Origin of the sequence: Pseudomonas sp. GGS8, assembly GCF_024168645.1 — a bacterium.
Taxonomy (GTDB): Bacteria; Pseudomonadota; Gammaproteobacteria; order Pseudomonadales; family Pseudomonadaceae; genus Aquipseudomonas.
On record NZ_JALJWF010000001.1, the window covers coordinates 5862347 to 5882981 of the forward strand.

Here is a 20635-nt window from a genome sequence, read left to right on the forward strand (position 1 = left end):
AAACTTCCAGAAAATATCAATATCACCACCCACCAAATCCAAGATCATCACGTCAAAATTGTTCACAAGCGGCAAACGTAAAAAAAGATGAAAAACCAAGTAAAACTTACAAATAGCCCCGCCACACGCAGAAAAGTCGTGCTCCCGCCGACCCAAAAAACCATTATTTTAATAATCAGGTAACGCCCAATGTTTTTTCCAACCTCTAGATAACACTGATTTTTTTGACGCCCGCCCTCGTCACAACAAACCAGAAACCAAGATAGAGACAAAGGCCTCGAAAAAAAATCAATGACCATTCGCGACGCACACAACGAAGCGAACAGTGAAAATGTCAACAATTGACACGCAAGTTAAAAATCACCCTTCTGGAGTGATAGCTTTCATAAAACCGGCATGCAATCAAACATGCGAACCCCGTTTAAGCAGCATCGAAGATGATCGAGACATCGACACGCATACGATTTTATTAATTATAAAAATCCAGAGAGCTCAGCCACTAACAGCACATCACACCAACCAATAACAACCTCAAGCTGGCACTACCCCCTCCGAAAATCTCATCTGACTTCTATCACGGATACGAAACCTTCCTCTGTTCGCGGAACGCCTTGGCCTCGGACATTGACTTTTATAATCAGGAGCGTTTAAACACATGTTCAGATCACACAGTTTGTTATTTGGCATGTTGATACTCCCAACATTTAGCCCCCCTACCCTGGCCCGAGAACTGAATTTACCTTGGCTTTCAGGAGAGAGACCGGCACTGGTGCAAGGGCTGAGTTCGCAACGCCTGGCCGATGAACTGAGAGGCGAACCCGGTCCTGACACATCCATCGCAAATGCTCCTCTGCACGAAAAAGCTCTGGAGCTGCGCAAGGCGGTGCTCATCGCAGTCAATCGTCATCCGTCGATCATTTCGGCGGCGTCAGCCATCGCCGAGCAGGAGGGTCGGGTCGATGTCGCCAAGGCTGGCTACTACCCGAAAATCAGCGCCGGGGTGAACTCCGGGCGCGTAAGCACCTACGGAAATGGCCAGGTAGCAACACTTTCGGTGTCGCAGATGCTGCATGATTTCGGCAAGGTCAGCGGCTCGGTTACCCAGGCCGAAGGCCAGGTGTTCAAGCAACAGGCGCTTCTGCTCAAACAGATCGACGTGATTGCCGAGCGAACCGCCGAGACCATGCTGGAGGTTCACCGCCAGCAAAGCCTGCTGAAAATCGCCAGGGATCAGGTCAAGGCGGTACAGGATGTTCTGGCAATGGTGAAGATGCGTGCCGACTCCGGCCTGACAACGCAATCGGACTATATTCAAGCCAGCACCCGACTGCAGAGCGCACAAGCCAATGCTCAACAGGTGGCGACGCTGCTGAAACAATGGCGCGCACGGTTATCGACACTGGTTGGCAATCCTCTGCCAGCCGCAGTGGCCGACCTACCTGCGGATCTGGAGCGCTCGGCGCGCCTGGACAGCGTTCCCGATTACGCGATCCTACCCGACGTCCTGGCCGCCGAAGCCGATCGCAGATCCGCCTTTGGGCAACTGGAAAACGCCAAGGCTCAACGCTATCCGACCATAGCTCTGGAGGCCTCGGCAAACCAGGCAATCACTGGCACCAACCCGAGCAACGGCGAAGAACACGGCCACTACAACACCCTGATGCTCACGGGCTCCATGCAGCTCTACCAGGGGGGCGCCGTTTCGGCACAGATCCGTGCTGCCACCGCTGCAATCGACCGCGCCGAGTCAAGCATCAACGAAGCACAACTGTCGGCTGAAGACATCCTGCTGCGCGCTCGCGAACAGGCCATCGGCGCTCGTATGCGTCTGGGCATTCTGGGCCAGCGCATGGCGACCATGACCGAAACCCGGGCACTCTACAGAGACCAGTACAGCGTAGGTACCCGCTCGGTACTCGATCTACTCAACGCCGAGCAGGAGGTGTACCAAGCCGCCGCAGACCAGGAAGCCACGCGTCACGACTTCTGGCTGGGCCTGATCACCTTCATCAATGCCGCCGGATACAGTCGCGACGCCTACGGATTGAACAACACCCCCATTCAACAGGTAGAGATTCAGCCATGACGATTGCCGCCCAGTATCAGCCCTGGCTAGAGGCAATGCTCAGCATTGCAAAGCACTACCGGATGGGTGTCTCCGAAGAGACGATCCGGGTATCCCTGGCTTGGGAACGTGGCAGTACCCCTGATGCGGTCCTGAAGCGCATGGCCGCCCAAATGGGCCTGATGCTGCGTTTCGAGACGTTTTCCGACATAGCACTCGACCCCTGGCGTTTACCGTTGGCAGTGGAGCTCTATGACGGTCAAGTCGCAATCGTCGACAAGGCCGATGCCGCCGGCAACCTGAGCGTGCTCAAAAGCGGCGATCAAGGCCTGTTTATCAGTCTGACCGTCGCCCAACTCCGTGAGCGCGCCGTGCGGGTTGCGATACTGCGACCGGAATCGTCGGTCCCCGACGCACGGGTTGACGACTACATCAAGCCCTATCAGCGCAACTGGTTCTGGCGCATTGCCCTGCGCGACTGGAAACGCTACGGCGACGTGGCACTGGCAGCGGCAGTCGCCAACATCCTGGCCCTGTCCGGCGTGATTTTTTCCATGCAGGTCTATGACCGTGTCGTACCGGCCCAATCGGAATCCACCCTATGGGTGCTGTTTCTGGGCGTGCTGTTGGCAATCGGTTTCGAGTTCATCCTGCGCATGTCGCGCTCGCGCATCGCCGACTTGATCGGAAAACGCGCCGACCTGAAGATCACCGATCTGGTCTTTGGTCATGCCTTGCGCTTGCGCAATGATGCGCGATCCAAATCCACCGGCACCTTCATCTCGCAAATCCGCGAGCTTGAACAAGTGCGCGAGCTGATTACCTCGACCACCATCAGCGCAATCACCGACCTACCGTTTGTGCTGTTGTTTCTGGTCATCCTGTACATGACCGGCGGGCCGTTGGTGTATATCGCTCTGGGCGCCCTGCCCTTGATGATCCTACCGGGCATTCTGGCTCAGAGGCCGTTAGCCCGGCTGTCGAACGAGGGCATGCGCGAGTCGGCGTTGCGCAACGCGTTGCTGGTGGAGGCCGTGCAAGGCATCGAAGACATCAAGCTGCTGCGCGCCGAGCCACGCTTCCAGAACCAGTGGAACCAGTTACATGCCGTCTCGGCGGATATTTCCATCAAGCAACGCCACATCACCAACCTGCTGATGACCTGGACCCAGGAATTACAAGGCCTGGTATATGCCGCCGTACTACTAGGCGGTTGCTATCTGGTCATGAGCGGTGACATGACGACCGGCGCGCTGGTGGCCTCCTCGATTCTTGCTTCGCGGATGATGGCGCCACTGGCGCAGATATCGAGTGTATTCGCCCGCTGGCAACAGGCTAAGGTCGCGCGTAAGGGGCTGGACGAGTTGATGAAGCGCCCGGTGGATCAACCCGAGCACTCCAAGCTGTTGAACCGTCCACTGATCCACGGTCAGTTCACTTTGAGCGGCGTGCAATTTCAATACGGCGAGAAAGACAAGGCTCCGGCGCTGGACATCAAGCACCTGAACATTCAGCCCGGTGAACGCATCGCGATCCTTGGTCGCAATGGCGCGGGTAAATCCACCTTGCTCCAACTGTTGGCGGGTATGCACATGCCCCTGCGCGGCTCGATCAAACTGGACGGGCTGGAGATGGGATTGATCGACCCGGCGGACGTGCGGCGGGACGTCGGCTTACTGACCCAGAACTCGCGACTGTTCTTCGGCTCCATCCGTGACAACCTGACCCTTGGCCGGCCGATGGCGACCGATGACGAAATCCTCCAAGCGCTGTCCTTGAGCGGCGCTCTTGCTCTGGTCCAGGCTCAGGAGGGGGGCCTGGACTACATGATCATGGAAGGTGGCATCGGGCTTTCCGGCGGTCAGAAGCAGGCGCTGCTGCTGGCCCGAACCATCATCCGCCAACCCAATACAGTTTTGCTGGACGAGCCGACGGCCTCACTGGACGAAATCAGCGAACAGCAAGTCTTGAATCAACTGGCCCCTTGGCTGGAAGGCCGCACTTTGTTGGTGGCAACGCACCGGCTTTCGGTTCTGAAGTGGGTCGAGCGCGTTCTGGTGATCGATGGCGGACGCGTCGTCATGGACGGCACCAAAGAACAGGTGCTCTCGCAACTCGGCCACAAATAGGCCCGGATAACAGCGATCCCTTCCCCTATTACTTTGAAAGCGAACTGACCATGAACCAACCCATAATAGCTCCCCCCCCGGCCTCCAAATCTCCCGGGAAGCCGCCATATAAGTCTGATGCCTTACAGGTTGACGGCTTCGGCCTGTCCGAAAAAGAACTACCCGGCGCCTCCCGTCTAGTCTGGTGCCTGGCCCTTGCGGTCTGTGCTTTCACCACCTGGGCCTGGTACTTCAAACTCGACGAAGTCTCTACCGGCACTGGCAAGGTGATCGCCTCCTCCAAGGAGCAAGTGATCAAATCCCTGGAAGGCGGAGTCCTGGCCAGCTTGCATGTTCAGGAGGGCGATATTGTCGAAAAGGGAGAAGTACTGGCTCAGCTGGATCCGACCCGCATCGAGTCGGCCGTTGAGGAAAGCGCCTCACGCGTCCGCGCCGCCCAGGCGACGTCCGCCCGTTTGATGGCCGAGGTCAACAACACGCCCCTGCAATTTCCCGAAGAGGTCCTGAAGGAGCCGGAGCTGGTCGAAGCCGAAACAGCGCTCTTTCATTCCCGCCGCGAAAGCCTTGAAAAGTCCCTCTCCGGCCTGGGCGAAGCCATGCAGCTAATCCGCAGTGAACTGCAGCTGACCACGCCTTTGGTGGCCCGTGGTGCCGCCAGCACCGTGGAAGTGCTGCGCCTGAAGCGCCAGCTCAATGAACTGCAAAACAGGTACACCGACACCCAAACCCAATACCTGGTCAAGGCTCGGGAGGAACTGGCCAAGGCCAATACCGAGATCGAAGCCCAGCAATCGGTGACCCGAGGACGCAATGACTCGCTAACGCGCCTGACCTTCACCTCACCGGTACGTGGCGTGATCAAGGACATCGAAGTCAACACAGTCGGCGGAGTGATCCCGCCCAACGGCCAACTGATGCGCATCGTTCCGCTAGACGAACGCCTGCAAGTCGAAGCACGAATCGCCCCAAGGGACATCGCCTACATCCACCCCGGGCAAGCGGCCACAGTGAAGATATCGGCCTATGACTATTCCATATATGGTGGTCTGCCCGGAAAAGTCGCCCTCATCTCCCCCGACACACTTCAGGACGATGTCCACCGGGACGTTTATTACTATCGGGTTTATATACTGACCGATTCCGACTCATTATTGAATAAAACGGGCGCACGACTTCCTATTGTGCCGGGCATGATTGCAACGGTCGACATTCATACCGGTGAAAAGACTGTGCTTTCTTACTTAGTGAAACCACTAAACAAAGGCCGGGAAGCTCTTCGAGAACGCTGATGAGTTCAAACTTGTTCAGATTTAAAGTTCGAAACATCACTAATTAATGAAAAACTGGCGCCGGGTCACGCGGAGGTAGTTGCTGTAATACTCAAACGGTCAGGTATCCGTCCAGACATGATCAAAGTCCAGGGTAAAGGCAGCACTGAATCCGTAGTCGATTGCCCCGGCGACAACATCACACCGGAGCTGATTCACTGCCTGCAACCCAATCGCCGAGTCAACGTTCAAGTGATCGGTAACTGAGTAACACTCTCCCCCACTGTCACGGCTCGACTGTCGCTCCTGGGTCCAGCGCCTCCAGACGATAGCCGTAGCCGTAAACCGTTGTCAGAACCCAGCCGTGCTCGGAAGTCAGCTTCAACTTGTTGCGAATGCGATAAATATGGGTATCCAGAGTCCGCGAAGAAAGCACTTCATCCCGAGTCCATAAGTGCTCGTACAAGTAGCTGCGAGACAGAGGACGCCCCTGATTCTTGAACAGCAGCAACGCCAGATTGAACTCGCGAAGCGTCAGTGCAACGGGTACATCCGCTACATAGACCCGTGCCTCTTGAATGTCGAATCGAATGTTGCCAAAGGTTACCACTCCATCAGCTCGGCCCGTCTCCGTCTGGCGCTGACGCAACACGTTATTCAGACGCGCCAACAGTTCAGCCTGACGGAATGGCTTGCTGATGTATTCATCAGCTCCGGCATTAAGGGCCTTTACCACATCATGCTCGGCAGTGCGCGAGGTCAGCATAATCACTGGCGGCTCCGGTTTGAGGTGCTCCTTAATCCATAGCAGCATCTGCAACCCACTGATCTCGGACACTTGCCAGTCAAGGATAATCAGATCGAAGGTTTCCCGCTTGAGCCGACGTAATAGTTCCGGACTACTGGAGAAGGCCGTGCATATGGGAGAACTACCGTCAGGCAACCGGTAAAAACCAAGCGCTTCTTGCAAGAGTTCAAGCGCCATGGGTTCATCATCAAGAATAGCAATGCGCATAGGGGGACTGCTCCTGATCACCTAGTCGCCTGATCCGTGGTCAACAGGGGTGATATCAACTTCCGGCTTCAATGCCGAAAATGCACTAACACATTGTGAACAACTGTCACTTAAACGCTAGACCACTGCGTACCTTAATTAAGATGCATTATCTGGAGGCATTCTTCCAGAGTTTTTTTATTTTAAGCTCGTTCGTTTACCCGAGGACCTCCGACACTCGACAAGGTGAAGTATTCCTAACTTTAAGGAGAGTATTTTTATCATGCCCAGTCATTTTTTTAGTGAAGACTTTGAACCGTCGGACATTGAAAAAAACAGTATTCGCATCCTAGTTGTCGACAACTGGTCATTTCAGCTGATGGAGACACTAAGCACACTTGGCCATGTCGGATACTTCAATACCTTCCCAGCACTTAGCGGCCCCGATGCCTTGAGTGCCCTATGCACCACCCAAACGCCCTACGATGTGATCCTATGTAGCGCCGAGATGAATATCGCAGAGCTACGCATACTCCTCCTCGCTGCCTCGAAACACAGATTGGCCCCCTACTTCTCCCTGATCGGTGACAAACAGTCGATCTACCAACGCCTTGAATTTCTTTACGAAGCCAGCGGCCCTGACTTTCGCTTTCTGGGTGTACTGACCAAGCCGCTTTCCCCCCCCCTCCTGGCCTCGACCCTCTCGTGGGTCGATACGCGCGCGCGCCACAAAACCAAAACTCTTCCGTCCAGCTTCGACGGAGAAATGTCCTAGTCCGCAATATACCTTCCCGGCCGAGCCCAACAAGTGATCAGGCTCATAGATCAAACCTGAATTAAATAGCCTGAAAAACTAAAGTGAAGGTGGTACCTACATCAATCTGGCTGGCGCATGCGATGCGAGCGTCATGGCGTTGCATGATCTTGCTGACGAAGGCCATGCCCAGACCATAGCCGTCACCTCGTTGGTTACCCGTGCCGAACTGGCGGAACTCGTCGAACAGATGCGGTAAGTCCTCTTCGCCAATGCCTCGCCCCTCATCACGGAGAGTCAGAACGATTTCCGTGTCCTTTCGCATGAGTTCGATGTGAGCGATGGTGTCTGACGGACTGTATTTCACAGCGTTTTCCAGCAAGTTGAAGATGGCTCGTGTCAGCAATTCCCGAGAGCCGTTCGTTACACAGGTTTCATCATCGATGAACAGGTGCTCGATTCGAATGCCTTTGTGTTGAGCCAGAGGCCAGACCTGATCGATTGCATCAAGCACGATTGCGCCAATGAACAGTGGCTCGAATGTCACGGGCTTGGACTTGGCCTCCTCCAGCAGCATGAAGCTATCGGCCAGACCCAGGGTGCGTCGAACCTGTTGTTCAATATGCCGGCGAAGCTCGTCGACGGACATTGGTTCTTTAACCAGTTCCTGCATTTCCAGGAGCGCCAGAATGGCCGACTGTGGAGCACGCAGATCATGGGAAAGAAAACGCAGCATGCAGTCGCGCTGCTCCTGGGCCAGGCGTTCCACCGTGAATTCAAGCAAGCCGACCAGCCAACCCTTGGGTTCGCCGCTCTCCGTATCCAGTGACGCCAATTGTATTTTGAAGCTGCGTTCAGAGAGGGTATGAATAAATTGCCCTGCAAGCCGCTCCAGAGAGATTTCACCCGGCGCCCAGGCAGACATGCGCAACGGTGCAGAGGGATCGGTGGTGGAGTCGATACTGCGCAGTATCTGAAAGATGTTTCTGCCAACCAGGGATTGAGGATTGTCACTGCCATTTCCCTCTAGAGCGACTGCACTGAGGTTGACCAACAATACCTTACCCTGCAGGTCTGTGACGAAGATCGCCGATGGCAGGCTGTCCAGGCACTGGGCGATAAAGCGCCGCGAACTGTGCATGTGCTCAATCATCGAGTCCAGAGCCAAGGCTCGCCCCACTAGTTTGTCACCGCGAAAGACCGACTCGGATTGTGCCGGCTGCTCCTTGAGTTCGTGCTTCATGCGATCAAGCTCAACGCCAAAAAACACCACTAGCGCATTCAGGCGCCGCCAGCTCCAGAACATATACGCCGCAAGGATACCTACCAGGCTGGCACCGGGAGGCGACCACCAACCCAGCACCAGAAGCACCAACGAGAGCGTCAGGTGGACAATGACCAAACCCAGGCAGACAAGGAAGGTGTTACGTAGCCGGAAAGTCGAGAACAGGGTTAGTACGATCAGCACCGAGAGGATCGACTGACTGATGTTTACCCACATCGGTGTTGGTGTAATCAGCTGCTGGTGAAGCAAGCCGTTAAGCAAATGTGCATTGACGACTACTCCAGGGGTGGCGCCGCCCGACACAGAAATCGGGGTCGGATAACGATCACCCAAGCCTGAAGCGGTGACGCCGACTAGGATGATTCGGTTGCGCAGCAGCTCATCCGGCACCTCTCCATTCAGCACGCTGATAAATGAAACAGCGGGCACCTGCGAGTGATTTTCGCCGAAAGGGATGAGGACTTCATTCCAGGCAAACCACGATCCGCCCTGACTCCTTGCACAGCACCTGTCAGGTAGCTTCGGTTGCTGATCGGCAGTGAAAGTTGCGGCGTAGGCCTCCCAGGCCAGTTGGTTGAGCTGTCCGTTGGCGTTGCCTTCCTTCAGGTAGACCTGGCGCACGACACTGTCGACTCCGGCCCGGACGTAGATGTGGCCGATGGCCTTGGCTCCTTCGGCCACCGGTTTGATCGGAGACAGGTAGCGCGGAGCCTGGCCTGGCGCAGGCTCAGCTTCGCGCAAAGTTGGAACAACAACTCGGCCGACCTTGGCCATTGCGGCTCCCAGACGCCGGTCTATTTCGGGGCTAGGGTCGCGCTCGGTGAAGATTAAATCGTAGAGCACGGCCTTTGGCGTCAATGGGGCTAGTCTTTCCAGGAGCAGGCTATGGAAATCCCGAGACCAGGGCCAGCGACCAATGGCAGAAATACTGGCATCGTCGATGGTGATCAGCATGATGCGCGGATCCATCGGTGGTGAGACCAAGGGCATCAACTTGTCGTAGATAAGCCGATCCAGTTGCCATTGGGGAACGGCGGCCAGGAAGCCCACGGCGGGAAGTAGGACCAATGTGATGATGATCCCTTCCCGAAGCATTTTGTGAAAAGGCAACTGCACGCTGAGCATAAAAATGGGCTGTCTTGATCGATGATTGAGCGTCAACACTAAAGCAAGATTCCGGACTCCAGCGGCTCGGGTCAGGAGCGCTGCAACCTCGGCATTCAAATTTACTTAGAAAGTACTGCTCCTCACTCAAAACATTTCCGACCTAGCAGGCTATTGCAGCATGCTTTTTTGATACACCCTGAAAGACCGAGCCACACTAGCGACCTAGGCGATGAATCTTGAATTCCGGAAGAAGAGACATCCAGCGAAATAAACAAGCTTCACCTGATGTTCATAAAGTTAAAACTAAACTATACCCCAGAATATCATCGCCTTACCGAAGAAGGAATATGCCACAAAAAATCCAAATATGGATGTGTGAAATCCAAATTTTGACATTCCGTATTTCGGTGAATACGGCTAAAATTGTGACACTCAAAAAAGTTGCTTCGTCGAGCAAACCAACATGCTCTCCGTAGAAATCGTCCGCAACTAGATACAACAAAAAATCTACTATTTCACTCTTGCCAGATTCGATCCACGTGAACACTAGAGGTAATGATGCTCGATGATATAGCTATATTTGTTCAAATCGTCCGAAGTGGAAGTCTCTCAATGGCTAGCAAAAAACTGGGCGTGCCAGCCAATACCCTTGGTCGTCGCTTGGCCAATCTGGAACAACTCCTGGGAACACCTCTTCTTTTTCGTTCGACCCGAGCCCTTCGTTGCACACCCTCGGGCGAGCAGCTATACAATCAGAGTGTCAAAAGTGTCGATACACTTCGCGCGACGATAGAATCACTCAGGCACTTGGAAGGACAACCTTATGGCAAAGCACGCGTTCAGGTATCCACCAGTTTTTTTGAGCACTCCACAAGCAACTTTCTGCAGATTTTCTTTAACCAATACCCCCATATAGACCTAGAGTTGATCTTGGCCGATGTTGAGCCCGACTTGACCGCGGCCGGCATCGACCTGCTTCTACGCGTCGGCAAACCAAAAAAGAACAGTTATGTCACACACAAACTATGTGACGTTACTCTAGGACTGTATGCGAGCAGAGAATACCTGAGCGAACATGGATTACCTGAAACCATAGACGATCTTATGAGGCATGAGCACCTCCATTTTCTGGGTCAAACACCCAACAACACCTTAACACTCAAGAGGCTTGATGAGTTCTATAATGTGCCCGTTAGCGGAAGGTTCTCGTCGGACTCAATACTGGGCTTAATCAATGCCGCCACCCAGGGACTTGGGATTGCGCTATTAAACAATATGATGGTTCAGTTTAACAGAAGAGCGCTGGTTCATGTTCTTCCAGAGTACTTTCTCCCCACCGACGGATTTTATGCCGTCTATCCGCATCAAAAATCCCTATCGGCGGCGACCCGCACCTTTCTCGACTATGTTATTAATAGTACAAAACATTGCACCCAACAAATCAATAGCCCATTTTGAAAACTTTGCACACTATATCGATCCTGCTCCACCTCAACAAACCCGTTGATAGCGTCTATTTACCACCATTCAATACCTGAACCTGCGACAAGAGGGTTTTTCTGGCAACCTGCGAACAACCAAAAATGATGGACTTTTTAAATGAACATGGCGCCTCAGAAGGCGCCATGTGACTTTGTTATTAGCACACAGAGTTTTAAGCCGACTTGTCACCAAGCGCCCGAGCGACTAACCCACCAAAAATACCACCGACAATTGGGGCGAACCAAAACAACCACAATTGAGCGACATAAGCCTCTCCTGCAAAAAGGGCTGGCCCCGTACTTCGCGCAGGATTGACTGACGTGTTAGTGACAGGAATTGCGACCAAATGGATAAGAGTCAATGTCAATCCAATAGCAATCGGCGCAAATCCAGAAGGTGCATTCGCCCCAGTGACGCGCATGATGATAAACAGAAAAAAGAACGTAGCGACAAACTCAACGATAAAGCTCGATACCAAACCATAGTGACCTGGGCTTAACTCGCCGTATCCGTTGGAAGCGAAGCCTCCAACCTCAAATCCCGGCTTTCCGCTCGCGATCAGATAGAGAACCCCTGCTGCAACAACTGCACCTGACACCTGTGCAAGGATGTAGGGAAGAATGTCTTTGGCAGGGATTCGCCCCCCCGCCCATAAACCAAAAGTCACTGCAGGATTGAAGTGCCCACCTGAGATAGAGCCGACCGCATAAGCCATTGCCAACACAGTAAGACCAAATGCTATGGATACTCCCGCAAAACCAATCCCCAACTCTGGAAATGCTGCAGCGAGAATGGCACTGCCGCAACCACCGAATGTAAGCCAGAACGTACCCAAAAACTCTGCTGTCATTTTTTGAAGCATATCGTTATTCTTCCGTACAAGATTAGTCTATTTATAGAGATGCAATTGCCAAGCTGCTTAGTCAACCTGACATGCTTAACTCTATCCTTACTTTACAACGAATAGTTACACCTCAAAGATATGAAATCCAGTATGACGACCACTCTCAACATCACGAATCCTCTTCGTAAGCGTGAACACCTCTAACGTACACTTGGACCCGTGCGCAGCTTCACCGCCTCAGGAACCTCCGGATAAGAACAGATCCAGGCATGTTTACTCCCCATGTCCTTATAGTACGCAACTGCTCTCGGAATGATTCGCCCAAGACAATAAACCAGTTCATTATCATCCTCATCTGATGAGCTGCCCCCTCCCTCACCACGCCCCCTGCTGACTACCTCTCGCTTTCGAGCAATTATAAATAACTCTTCTCTAAGCCTGAGCTCATCCCGAACCTTCCTGTGAATACGGCAATACAGCAACACCAAATCATCTGGAATACTGGGCTTTAATGAGTATTTCTCTAGTCCTTGGTCGTGAGCGCCATCCGATCCAGGTACAAAACTCTTCAACAAAAGCTCCATGCCCAAGGCTGCGTTCATTTCGGCCTCTGCGCCAAGATCTGAGTAACACATCAAGACGTTCGCTGCCACTGCGTACCGGTGCGCCCCCTTAAGCATTCCCTCGGACATACATACCTCACTTAAGTCGCTCAATAGCTATCCAGTGAGCACTACATAGAGACAAAAACACGGATATCTATTCCAAGCCAAGTCTATATCCTACAAAAGACGCCCCCCAAACCGTTCAGAATTATTCACAATCTCTGAGAATATTAAGAAAGCGTTTAAAAACCAAACAATACGAAGCCGAAACTAATTTATGACGCTAAACAAATCCGATAGTAAACTCGACCGACTAATTGCGAGAACACATCAGAATTAACAGCTGCATTTGATGGACGAAAACTTTCTCGCCTACATGCCCTATCGAGCCAACCAGCTGAAACGAAGCGGTAAGCTGATCAGCGTCCACCAGGGCCTGAAGCCCTGCCCAATTTAACTGGAGCACCTGGTGCCTAGCGTTGGGCTGTGTATAACAGAGATCGGCTGCATGGCCCATGCTTGCCGCTGCACCGATAATCGATGCGCTGCACGCTTGGATGATCGCCCAGCGCGAACCAGGCCCAAAGGGTCAGCCATCGCCAACGCTCTGGATTACAACCTCAAACGCTGAGTAGCGCTGACGCGCTATCTGAATGATGGCGCTGAGGCCCTACGCAGCGGAAAACGTATGGCTACCACCATGAGTTTGACCCAGTCGGCACGGCATGACAGCCATGATCATAGACCTACTTGAAGGACGTATTCACACGTACACCAACGCAGCAGGCGAGTGAAATTAACGAGTTGCTGCCGCAGATGTACGCCCATTTAACCACGCAAGGTTGTTGGGTGGACGCTGTAGAAATTTTCTATGCCAAGAACCGAAACCAAGGGCGATTACAGCGAAACCGACAACTGAATACTGGAGCAATGCACTGATCAATGCGTCATCCACGGTCGCTGATCACTCTCCAAGTCGCTTAGCGGTTGTCCGATTTCACGGGCCAAGGCGATGCCTGTCGCCATCCAGATCTGCCCCAGTTCGTTGAACGCTTTCAGGTGAGCAGGATTTTCATTGAGCCAATGAACAAGAGTGTCGAAGTATTCGGGGTTATCAGGGCAATCATGGATCCGAATGAACAACTCCAGTGTTCGATCCCAGATCTGATCCATGACGTCCTTGCTCTCATCTTCCATGCTCAGATTTCCCTCAGTTTGGTTCTGTCAGACCACTCATTCGCACTGACCACCTCAGCCTCTGATTCCTGAAGGAATAGAAGCCACGTCGTGATGTACAGCTACTGCTCAGGACATAAGCTAACAAGACGGAAAAAGAATTGATCTAAGAAACAGATTAAAAAAGATCCTATCTTTCAATTGTTCAGAATGTTATTTCAGCGAACGACAGGAGATTGAACAGACTAAGCGGATTCAATGGACTGAGCAGGTCCGATGATGAGTCACTTCCAATGGAACCGGATGAGGAGTTGTAGATTTCCTACAGTTCGGTGATACGAATCCACAACAAGCTTTCGCGCATGCGTTATCGCCAGATCGCAGGCGAAACTGACGACCGCCATATTGCAGGCCCTGATCCGAGTGAAACAACTGTCACTACGCCGGCAGGCCGTGGCTTGAAAGGATTATCCAGGCGCCCGAAGCTCAGCGATCCGGAAAACTTTGAATAGCTTGTTTCGCAGGGCTGTTAAGTCGAAATAGTGTTCGCGCAGTGTGGCTTAGCAAGCGCCCTCAGCCCGATAACCAGTGACGACCGCACCTGCCTTTAAAACAAAAAACGCCCGATGCAGTGCATCGGGCATTTGGGTGAAACAGGCGTATACCTATTTCAAGACTAGGCACACTGTAGAAAGTCAGGCGATTTGGTCTTTGATGGTGGTGCTTGGACCGTTGGCCTTAACGCTTTCAATCCCTATGGTGCGCGCCGCTTCAGACGAGTAGCGCTGGCTGGTGCCAATAATCTGGTGGTTCGCCGCCTTGAGGTTGAAATAAGGCTTGCCGTCCTTGGCCATTTCCTTGGCATAACGTGCGTCAACGGGGCTATTGGCCTGTACCGAAGCAATACCGCTTTCAGCTGCGCTGCGAGTGGTATAGCGCTCACTGGTCAAAATGATTTCAGCGTTGCTCGCCTTGAGGACAAAATGAAATTGCCCGTCCGTACTTTTGCTCAACTCGTACCAACCTGCCATGGTGTAACTCCTTAGAGTGCCCGAAATCGCTGTTACAGCTATCGGATTAAAGACTGTCTGTGATGAACAGGTATTCAGGGTGTTTTGTTGCTGAATGCAAGCCTCTTCAAACCGAGAGTTTAAAACTCGGTTCAGCGACGAGCCAGGTCTGCAACCACAACCGAAGCAGGCTCGCAAACTCGACCTCGATCAACCGCTAAAGACGGTTTACCAGTACCGTACGCTGGAGTGCTACGACCCCAAAAACACGGACTAACCGTCAAATCGCAAAGACCTATGGCAATCTACGGAGGTCTCCGTTATGCCCTAACTCAGCAAGCAAACGGCTACCCCATCTACCTATCTCCGCTAAGCACCGGCATGGAGTATCTGTCATTCGCTGAAACCACACTCTGAACAATTGAAAATTCGATCAAGCTTAAGGCCGTTTCCTGGATCAATGCGATTCTCGTCATCCTCAATGCTGGGATTGATCCATGCCACTACCCAAGTGCTTGGTATTGCGCTATTAAACAATGTGATGGTTCAACTCAACGAAAAAGCATTGGCTCACGTTCTTCCGAAGTACTTTCTCCCCACTGATGGTTTTTATGCCATCTACTCGCATCAAAAATCCCTGTCGACTGCAGCCCATACTTCTCTCGATTACATCATTGATAAAACAGGAAACTGTTGTCTAGAATTCCATCATCGTGACTTCGAGGGGAAGATCGCCGCAACCGTTTCACTGATGGGTGAACCAAGCAAGTGCATTCATAGAGCCTAAGCTCTCAGTTTAGTCGCGCAGCAGAAAGCTGGGCAGCTCGCCGCTATGTGTAAGCGAGTAGCCCTCAGCAAGATCCTTAGGGTCGAACAACGCATTTTCAAAACCGCAAGCCAGAACGAAGGAATTTTGAACGTCTGCTTCAATTGCAACGATGTCTATACTTTGAAATGAGCCACTTGATTTTTTAAGTATTCCTGCATAGGCCACTTGGCCATGATCTTCTTCCAGCCCGAGTATTGCCCGCGCACAAATAACAGACTGCCACTGATAGCGCGCGCCCAAGTCCAGCTCGCCCTTGCGAGATCCAATCGACCCAATGTAGCAGCGATGTGTTTCCCCTATTACATAGATCAGTTGCGTTGCGCTCCTATGGCTTTTCCAAAGAGCGAAGAAATTGTCGAAGCGCCTCCACTCGACCGACACCTCATGAAGTTGTATCAAGCTCTCCATTGGGTCGAGCCAGTCTTGAGCTGTGCACTGCCTGCATCGAACGGTGACAGCCTGTCCAGACGCACCGGATCGGGAATCAGCCGTTCCTGTCGTGCGAGGCTCGTGAGGCGGTGCGTACCCTCACTGTCTGGACTTACTGGCCGGTCGCTCCACCAAAACCAACTAACCAGAGCGATCGTAATGACCGTAGCCAATAGCCACAGGGCTATACGAGACCTCTTGGATATCACGTCGGGCATACGTGGCGCATCTGGCAAGATCACAACGGGCGTTACGAGTGCCGGTGTAGGTGCCGGTTCCGGTACATTCACCACCGGCGATACTGTCTCGCCCGAAGAGCTGTTTCGCTCCAGGAGGTAAATCAAGCTGCTGACCTGCTGGCGCAGAGCTTGCAGCGTGACCAGAGGCACCTGCGTCAGACTCTCCAATTGCTGGTTCAAACGCACCAACTCGGTGTCTAGTTGGACGAGTGAAGGCAGACTGTTTGCATTCAGCGCCAGGCCACGCAGCAACGGCTGTAGTTGAGCGAACAACCAGCCCAGGATATCTAGGCGCACAGTTGTCACCGCCGGCCACAAGCGCGGCCATTCGCAGCCAAGCGTCTCTATCAGCGCCACCCCCTGAGCCATGCCCTCCAGGCCATGACGTTGGCTACGAGCCAGCGTGAAAGAAGCCACCGTCAGCAGTTCCGCCCCGTTCTGTTCGAACAATGTCAGACACAACTGTTCCACCTTGGCCCAGTCCACATCCGGACGAGCCGGATGGCTCAGCCTGGTCAGTTCCTTACGTAGCGCCGTAAATTCGCTGAAACCGCGCGGATCACCGCCTACTCGAATACGCATTTCAAACAACGCCCTCATCCAACTTCTTACCGTTACAGGTTCATGACTTCGACAGGTAGTTCTGCCGTTTGAGGTGACGCACTAACACTTTGCCCTCGGGGCCCACGGTAGTACCGAAGGTCACCCGCGCGCCCCCCTTGAGTCGCATGTCGAGGGCATATTCCAGATGGCCCGGCTGAACCTGCGGCAACAGTTCGACACTCACTGCCGCCAGGCGCGGCTCGTACTTGAGCAAGGTGTCGACCATGGTGCCCATCAGCCCATGCGCCGTGGCGGGAAGGCCTTGCAGGATCAGCCCCATATCCGGCAAACCGTAATCCGGCAGATGACTGAGGGTGCCCGCTCGGCTGTTAAGGATGCGTTGCAGGTTGTCCAATACCGACAGAGCGTGCTGGTCCTCTTCGCTGACGCGATACAGCTCCAGTTCGCCATTGAAATTTTGCAGCAGCATTTCGTAGAGCGACGGATTGAGCTCGGTCATTGCTCACTCCTTCGCCAACGGTCGCAGGGTCAGCCGGTTGTCCCCCAGCTCGATCACTCGCGCCTGGTCCGGGTCCAGGTCATCGCGCATCAGCGTCAAACGCCAGGTATTTATCTGGGTATCGGGTGAGCGGAACAGCGCCGCCACCGCGACAAACTGCGCGTCCTTATCCATGGGCACGTTCAATTGGGCCCCCTCCCCTGGCTTCACCACGACTGCCCGCTTGTCCAGCAGATCAGCGCTCAGCACGCTATCGTCATCACTCACCAAACGTTCGTAGGTGGCCTGTTCCAATGCCTTGCTATCGCGCAACTGGTACACCCGCACCAATGTCGGCACCGACAATGCGCTCATGTCCGTCGTGTTGGTGTTCATCGCCACCCGACCACTGAAATCCAGGTGCAGGGTTTTGACCTGCTTGTAGAAAATCGCCCGGGCCGTGGACGTGGTGGCGTCTGTCACGGTCTGAGTCAGCCCACACCCCCCGAGCAGTGCAACGAGCGCAGCCGCCATCAATGATTTATAAACGGTATGCGACATGCTGTATCTCCCTTTTCCTAGGATTGTGCGAAAGCCCCTGGTATCGACCCAGATTGATCGTGATGGTTTCTTGCTCCGCCACCTGCCAGGCGTCGCCACCCAAGCCCAGCACAGCGGTCATGCCCAGCCAAACCGGCGCGCCTCCCAGCGCCGGCTTCGGCAGGCTGCGAACCGGTAGCGACAATTGCAGCTTGGCAGTACAGCGCCAGCCCAGGTACACACGCAGCAGTACCAGCAAGTCACTGTTCAACTGACCGCCCGGCAACCAGCCACTGGCCTCTTCTCGATCCTCGGTGAACAGCGCCAGGTGCAACTGGCTATTGGCGTCGTACCCGGTACTGCCCAGCGGTGTGCCCTGAGACAAGCTCACCGGGCGGCTCGTGGACAGACTGGCCGGCTGCGCCAAGGGCACTTTCAACGGCCAATGTGGCGTTACGCGCGCCTTGGTGTTGGGTGCCAGCAGCTTGACCAGCGCAATAATGCCTTCGGCGTTGCGGGTGGGCAGACGCATCACGCTGAGCAGCGCCAGGAAGCGCGAAATCGGTGTGGCGATCTGCTTAGCGGTACCGGGAATCCCCAGGCCAATCAACCCCAGCAGACACTGGGACGTCGCATCGGTACCGCCCGCCTCGAACGTGGCCGGATACGAGTACTTGCGCCAGATGCGGTAGAACTGGGTGAAGATCCGATGGTTGAAAATATCGAGGAAAGCCTCCAGCGCCTCATGCCCCTCCCGCCGTTGAGCGATATCGTCCAGAAAAGCCGTCGGCATGGGTGAGTCCACACCGTACAGACCGAGCAGGCGGGTACGCACCGTGGCCGGTCGTTCCGGGGCGGCATCAAAGGTTTCAATCGCCCTCAGTTCGCCGGCAGGAAAGCCCATGCCAGGATCGGGTCGAAAGCGTACCGGGTCATCCGCCGGATGCGCGGTGCTACCCAGTGGCGGGTGATTCGGCAATGCCTGTTCCAGCAACTGACAAAAACGGTACAGATTGGCCTCGGCCACCCGCCCCTCCAGCGCCTCCAGCAAACCGCCGGCCTTCAGCCGGGAATACGCTGACTGTGGTTCTCGTTCCATCGCAGGCACTTTCCAGTAGGTTGAAGGATCAGCGTGAGCTGGTTGTACAAATGAATGTCGGCATACAGGCCAAAGAAGCGATTGAGCATCTCGCCGAACAGGCTGATGTCGCCCTCGCCGGAAAAGCCATTGGCGTCCAGGGTGACTTCGATATCCACCCCACGCAGCAGAAAGCCTTTTTCGAAGCGCTGGATTAGGTGGTGGCTCACCTCGACGATCGCCGCCAGGCGACGTCGGTTCAGCTCGCTACCCGTCCAGTCGTACAACGCCAAGGTGCCTCGCAACACCTCGGCGTTGTCGAGCATCGGCAGGAAATTGGAGCCCAGGTGGCTGAGCACTCGCCAATGAAAGCGGTCGCGGTTAGGCGGGTAGCAGGGCAAGGTCGGCGCACACAGGTTGCGCACCCGCAAGCCGGCCTGGGTGGATTGCACCACGGTATCGAGCAATGTGCTTTGCAGCGCCTTGCGCGGCAGTTGGCCGTGGGTGCCGGTCAAGCGCAACGACAGGCTTTCGCTCTCGCGCAGCCGATCCTTGTCAAAGCCCTCGCCACCCAGGATCAGCCAGGTGTCGTGCAAGCCACTGGCACCACGCTTCAAGCGCGTATGGAAGTAACGCTCGGGCGCCTCATCGCGCATCATGCCGCCCTTGTGACGAAAGCTGGTGAACGGCACATAGTCCTGGCGCTCGGCGTTCTTGGAGGCAGTAACCCGATCCACCGAATAGATTTCGGTATGGCCGTCCTGCAGACGCATCGGGCGAAGCAGATAGTCGGTTTGCAAGGGCGCCAGGGTCAGCGGGTCAGCCTCCAACGGGAACAGATTGATCACCGGCACGGCATGCAGGCGCATGTGCTCGGCGCCGAGATCGAACTCATGAGGCCAGGCCTCGCGAAGCACCACGTCCAGCTCGAACCAGGGCGTACCCGGGTTGATGTTCAACTGCTCCAGCCCACAAAGGGTCACGAACATGAACTTCTCGCGGAAGGTGAAATACTCCAGCAGCAATTGATAACCGCTGAAGGCGCTGTCGCCCTTGGGCCACAGGCGATCCTCATCGGCAAAGCCCTTGGGCGAAAAATAGCCATCCAGCGACTGGCGCTCGAGTTGTCCCGGCAGATGCACATACAACGCCTGAGTGTTTACAGTCAGGGCCTGATGCAGCGCACTGGCCATTGGGGCATCGGCATTGAGGTACAGCGGCAGGCGGCTCAGGTCGATCTGGCTCCAGTCCGTCAACGCGCCGCAGGCAAAACGCAGTCGCAGCAGCGAACGACCGTCCGGCTCATGGGCAAGTCGCACAGACTCCAGGGCAAGCGGCTGCAGTGTCAGATTCTGGGTGGTGGTGTAGCGGCAACGGGTGCGTTGCGGCCCGATGGGTTGCGACAGTACTTCGAAACCCTGGCCGATCAACTCGCTGCGCTTCATCTGTTCGAGCTCGGGCACCAGTTCGATGACCGACAGTGATGGAATGGTGCGCAGGTAATGCGGCCACAGCAGGCTGACCAGGCCTTCGGTCAACTCCGGCAGGTCGTCGTCGAGCTTCTCGCGCAACCGCCCCATCAAAAAGGCAAAGCCTTCGAAGAGGCGTTCCACATAGGGATCTTGCGCGCCCGGTTTGTCCAGGTTGAGCTGCGCCGCCCGGTCCGGGAAAGCTTGCGCGAACTCTTTGCCGGCCTCGCGCAGATAGCGCATTTCGGCATCGAAGTAGCGCAGTGTCAGATTGTCCATGCTCAAGGTGA

The 20635-nt window shown here is 54.6% G+C and carries 18 protein-coding genes and 1 pseudogene; 8 read left to right on the forward strand and 11 right to left on the reverse strand.

The window, feature by feature from the left end; genetic code table 11:
• Window positions 1–769: 769 nt before the first annotated feature.
• From J3D54_RS25985 to J3D54_RS30370, 4 genes are all read left to right on the forward strand, one after another.
• Window positions 770–2086: a TolC family outer membrane protein gene (locus J3D54_RS25985; RefSeq protein WP_253424553.1), complete on the forward strand. Its 1317-nt coding sequence runs from the start codon at window positions 770–772 to the stop codon at window positions 2084–2086.
• Window positions 2083–4194: a type I secretion system permease/ATPase gene (locus J3D54_RS25990; RefSeq protein WP_253424557.1), complete on the forward strand. Its 2112-nt coding sequence runs from the start codon at window positions 2083–2085 to the stop codon at window positions 4192–4194. The genes J3D54_RS25985 and J3D54_RS25990 overlap by 4 nt, the downstream gene beginning before the upstream one ends.
• 50 nt (window positions 4195–4244) lie before the next feature.
• The gene (locus J3D54_RS25995) at window positions 4245–5483 is read left to right on the forward strand and encodes an HlyD family efflux transporter periplasmic adaptor subunit (RefSeq protein WP_253424560.1); all 1239 of its coding nucleotides are present in this window, start codon (window positions 4245–4247) and stop codon (window positions 5481–5483) included.
• A gap of 117 nt (window positions 5484–5600) precedes the next feature.
• Window positions 5601–5729: a hypothetical protein gene (locus J3D54_RS30370; RefSeq protein WP_301293488.1), complete on the forward strand. Its 129-nt coding sequence runs from the start codon at window positions 5601–5603 to the stop codon at window positions 5727–5729.
• 19 nt (window positions 5730–5748) lie between these two features.
• On the opposite strand, the gene J3D54_RS26000 is transcribed toward J3D54_RS30370, so the two are convergent.
• Complete coding sequence (locus J3D54_RS26000; RefSeq protein WP_253424563.1) at window positions 5749–6477, reverse strand: response regulator transcription factor; 729 nt, start codon at window positions 6475–6477, stop codon at window positions 5749–5751.
• Between the two features lie 262 nt (window positions 6478–6739).
• Between J3D54_RS26000 and J3D54_RS26005 the strand changes: the two genes are divergently transcribed.
• Entirely contained in the window at window positions 6740–7231 is a 492-nt protein-coding gene (locus J3D54_RS26005) for a hypothetical protein (RefSeq protein WP_253424566.1), read from the forward strand.
• Window positions 7232–7292: 61 nt separating this feature from the next.
• Here J3D54_RS26005 and J3D54_RS26010 read toward each other — a convergent pair whose 3' ends face one another.
• Window positions 7293–9659 carry a CHASE2 domain-containing protein gene (locus J3D54_RS26010; protein WP_253424569.1) on the reverse strand — a complete coding sequence of 789 codons (2367 nt, stop codon included), beginning with the start codon at window positions 9657–9659 and terminating at the stop codon, window positions 7293–7295.
• Window positions 9660–10160: 501 nt separating this feature from the next.
• Between J3D54_RS26010 and J3D54_RS26015 the strand changes: the two genes are divergently transcribed.
• Window positions 10161–11060, forward strand: coding sequence for a LysR family transcriptional regulator (locus J3D54_RS26015; protein ID WP_301293489.1), 900 nt, complete (start codon window positions 10161–10163; stop codon window positions 11058–11060).
• A 196-nt stretch (window positions 11061–11256) separates the two neighbouring features.
• Here J3D54_RS26015 and aqpZ read toward each other — a convergent pair whose 3' ends face one another.
• Window positions 11257–11946 carry an aquaporin Z gene (gene aqpZ / locus J3D54_RS26020; protein ID WP_253424575.1) on the reverse strand — a complete coding sequence of 230 codons (690 nt, stop codon included), beginning with the start codon at window positions 11944–11946 and terminating at the stop codon, window positions 11257–11259.
• 1111 nt (window positions 11947–13057) lie between these two features.
• On the opposite strand from aqpZ, the pseudogene J3D54_RS26025 reads away from it, so the two are divergent.
• Window positions 13058–13346, forward strand: a pseudogene (locus tag J3D54_RS26025) (transposase domain-containing protein); the annotation flags it as partial.
• A gap of 126 nt (window positions 13347–13472) precedes the next feature.
• Here the strand turns inward: J3D54_RS26025 and J3D54_RS26030 are convergent.
• The gene (locus J3D54_RS26030) at window positions 13473–13730 is read right to left on the reverse strand and encodes a hypothetical protein (protein WP_253424578.1); all 258 of its coding nucleotides are present in this window, start codon (window positions 13728–13730) and stop codon (window positions 13473–13475) included.
• Between the two features lie 674 nt (window positions 13731–14404).
• Window positions 14405–14740, reverse strand: coding sequence for a YegP family protein (locus J3D54_RS26035; protein WP_253424581.1), 336 nt, complete (start codon window positions 14738–14740; stop codon window positions 14405–14407).
• A gap of 460 nt (window positions 14741–15200) precedes the next feature.
• On the opposite strand from J3D54_RS26035, the gene J3D54_RS26040 reads away from it, so the two are divergent.
• Window positions 15201–15506 (forward strand): hypothetical protein, encoded by a 306-nt coding sequence (locus J3D54_RS26040; RefSeq protein ID WP_253424585.1) that lies wholly within the window; start codon window positions 15201–15203, stop codon window positions 15504–15506.
• A gap of 9 nt (window positions 15507–15515) precedes the next feature.
• Here the strand turns inward: J3D54_RS26040 and J3D54_RS26045 are convergent, their stop codons facing one another.
• The 6 genes from J3D54_RS26045 to tssF are packed head-to-tail and all read right to left on the reverse strand — an operon-like array spanning window position 15516 to window position 20630.
• A complete protein-coding gene (locus tag J3D54_RS26045; protein WP_253424588.1) occupies window positions 15516–15956 on the reverse strand; it encodes a hypothetical protein in 441 nt (146 codons plus the stop codon).
• Entirely contained in the window at window positions 15944–16798 is an 855-nt protein-coding gene (locus tag J3D54_RS26050) for a type VI secretion system ImpA family N-terminal domain-containing protein (protein ID WP_253426781.1), read from the reverse strand. The genes J3D54_RS26045 and J3D54_RS26050 overlap by 13 nt, the downstream gene beginning before the upstream one ends.
• 40 nt (window positions 16799–16838) lie before the next feature.
• Window positions 16839–17279 carry a type VI secretion system baseplate subunit TssE gene (gene tssE, locus J3D54_RS26055; protein WP_253424591.1) on the reverse strand — a complete coding sequence of 147 codons (441 nt, stop codon included), beginning with the start codon at window positions 17277–17279 and terminating at the stop codon, window positions 16839–16841.
• Between the two features lie 3 nt (window positions 17280–17282).
• Window positions 17283–17819 carry a type VI secretion system lipoprotein TssJ gene (gene tssJ / locus J3D54_RS26060; protein ID WP_253424594.1) on the reverse strand — a complete coding sequence of 179 codons (537 nt, stop codon included), beginning with the start codon at window positions 17817–17819 and terminating at the stop codon, window positions 17283–17285.
• The gene (tssG, locus tag J3D54_RS26065; protein ID WP_253424597.1) at window positions 17800–18897 is read right to left on the reverse strand and encodes a type VI secretion system baseplate subunit TssG; all 1098 of its coding nucleotides are present in this window, start codon (window positions 18895–18897) and stop codon (window positions 17800–17802) included. The genes tssJ and tssG overlap by 20 nt, the downstream gene beginning before the upstream one ends.
• On the reverse strand, window positions 18861–20630 hold the full coding sequence (gene tssF, locus J3D54_RS26070; protein ID WP_253424601.1) for a type VI secretion system baseplate subunit TssF: 1770 nt from the start codon (window positions 20628–20630) through the stop codon (window positions 18861–18863). The genes tssG and tssF overlap by 37 nt, the downstream gene beginning before the upstream one ends.
• Window positions 20631–20635 lie beyond the last annotated feature (5 nt).

Coding starts and splice junctions, on each gene's coding strand:
- J3D54_RS25990 (WP_253424557.1), top strand. CDS start 2,083: ATGACGATTGCCGCCCAGTATCAGCCCTGGCTAGAGGCAATGCTCAGC.
- J3D54_RS25995 (WP_253424560.1), top strand. CDS start 4,245: ATGAACCAACCCATAATAGCTCCCCCCCCGGCCTCCAAATCTCCCGGG.
- J3D54_RS30370 (WP_301293488.1), top strand. CDS start 5,601: ATGATCAAAGTCCAGGGTAAAGGCAGCACTGAATCCGTAGTCGATTGC.
- J3D54_RS26000 (WP_253424563.1), bottom strand. CDS start 6,477: ATGCGCATTGCTATTCTTGATGATGAACCCATGGCGCTTGAACTCTTG.
- J3D54_RS26005 (WP_253424566.1), top strand. CDS start 6,740: ATGCCCAGTCATTTTTTTAGTGAAGACTTTGAACCGTCGGACATTGAA.
- J3D54_RS26015 (WP_301293489.1), top strand. CDS start 10,161: ATGCTCGATGATATAGCTATATTTGTTCAAATCGTCCGAAGTGGAAGT.
- aqpZ (WP_253424575.1), bottom strand. CDS start 11,946: ATGCTTCAAAAAATGACAGCAGAGTTTTTGGGTACGTTCTGGCTTACA.
- J3D54_RS26030 (WP_253424578.1), bottom strand. CDS start 13,730: ATGGAAGATGAGAGCAAGGACGTCATGGATCAGATCTGGGATCGAACA.
- J3D54_RS26035 (WP_253424581.1), bottom strand. CDS start 14,740: ATGGCAGGTTGGTACGAGTTGAGCAAAAGTACGGACGGGCAATTTCAT.
- J3D54_RS26040 (WP_253424585.1), top strand. CDS start 15,201: ATGCTGGGATTGATCCATGCCACTACCCAAGTGCTTGGTATTGCGCTA.
- J3D54_RS26045 (WP_253424588.1), bottom strand. CDS start 15,956: ATGGAGAGCTTGATACAACTTCATGAGGTGTCGGTCGAGTGGAGGCGC.
- J3D54_RS26050 (WP_253426781.1), bottom strand. CDS start 16,798: ATGCGTATTCGAGTAGGCGGTGATCCGCGCGGTTTCAGCGAATTTACG.
- tssE (WP_253424591.1), bottom strand. CDS start 17,279: ATGACCGAGCTCAATCCGTCGCTCTACGAAATGCTGCTGCAAAATTTC.
- tssJ (WP_253424594.1), bottom strand. CDS start 17,819: ATGTCGCATACCGTTTATAAATCATTGATGGCGGCTGCGCTCGTTGCA.
- tssG (WP_253424597.1), bottom strand. CDS start 18,897: ATGGAACGAGAACCACAGTCAGCGTATTCCCGGCTGAAGGCCGGCGGT.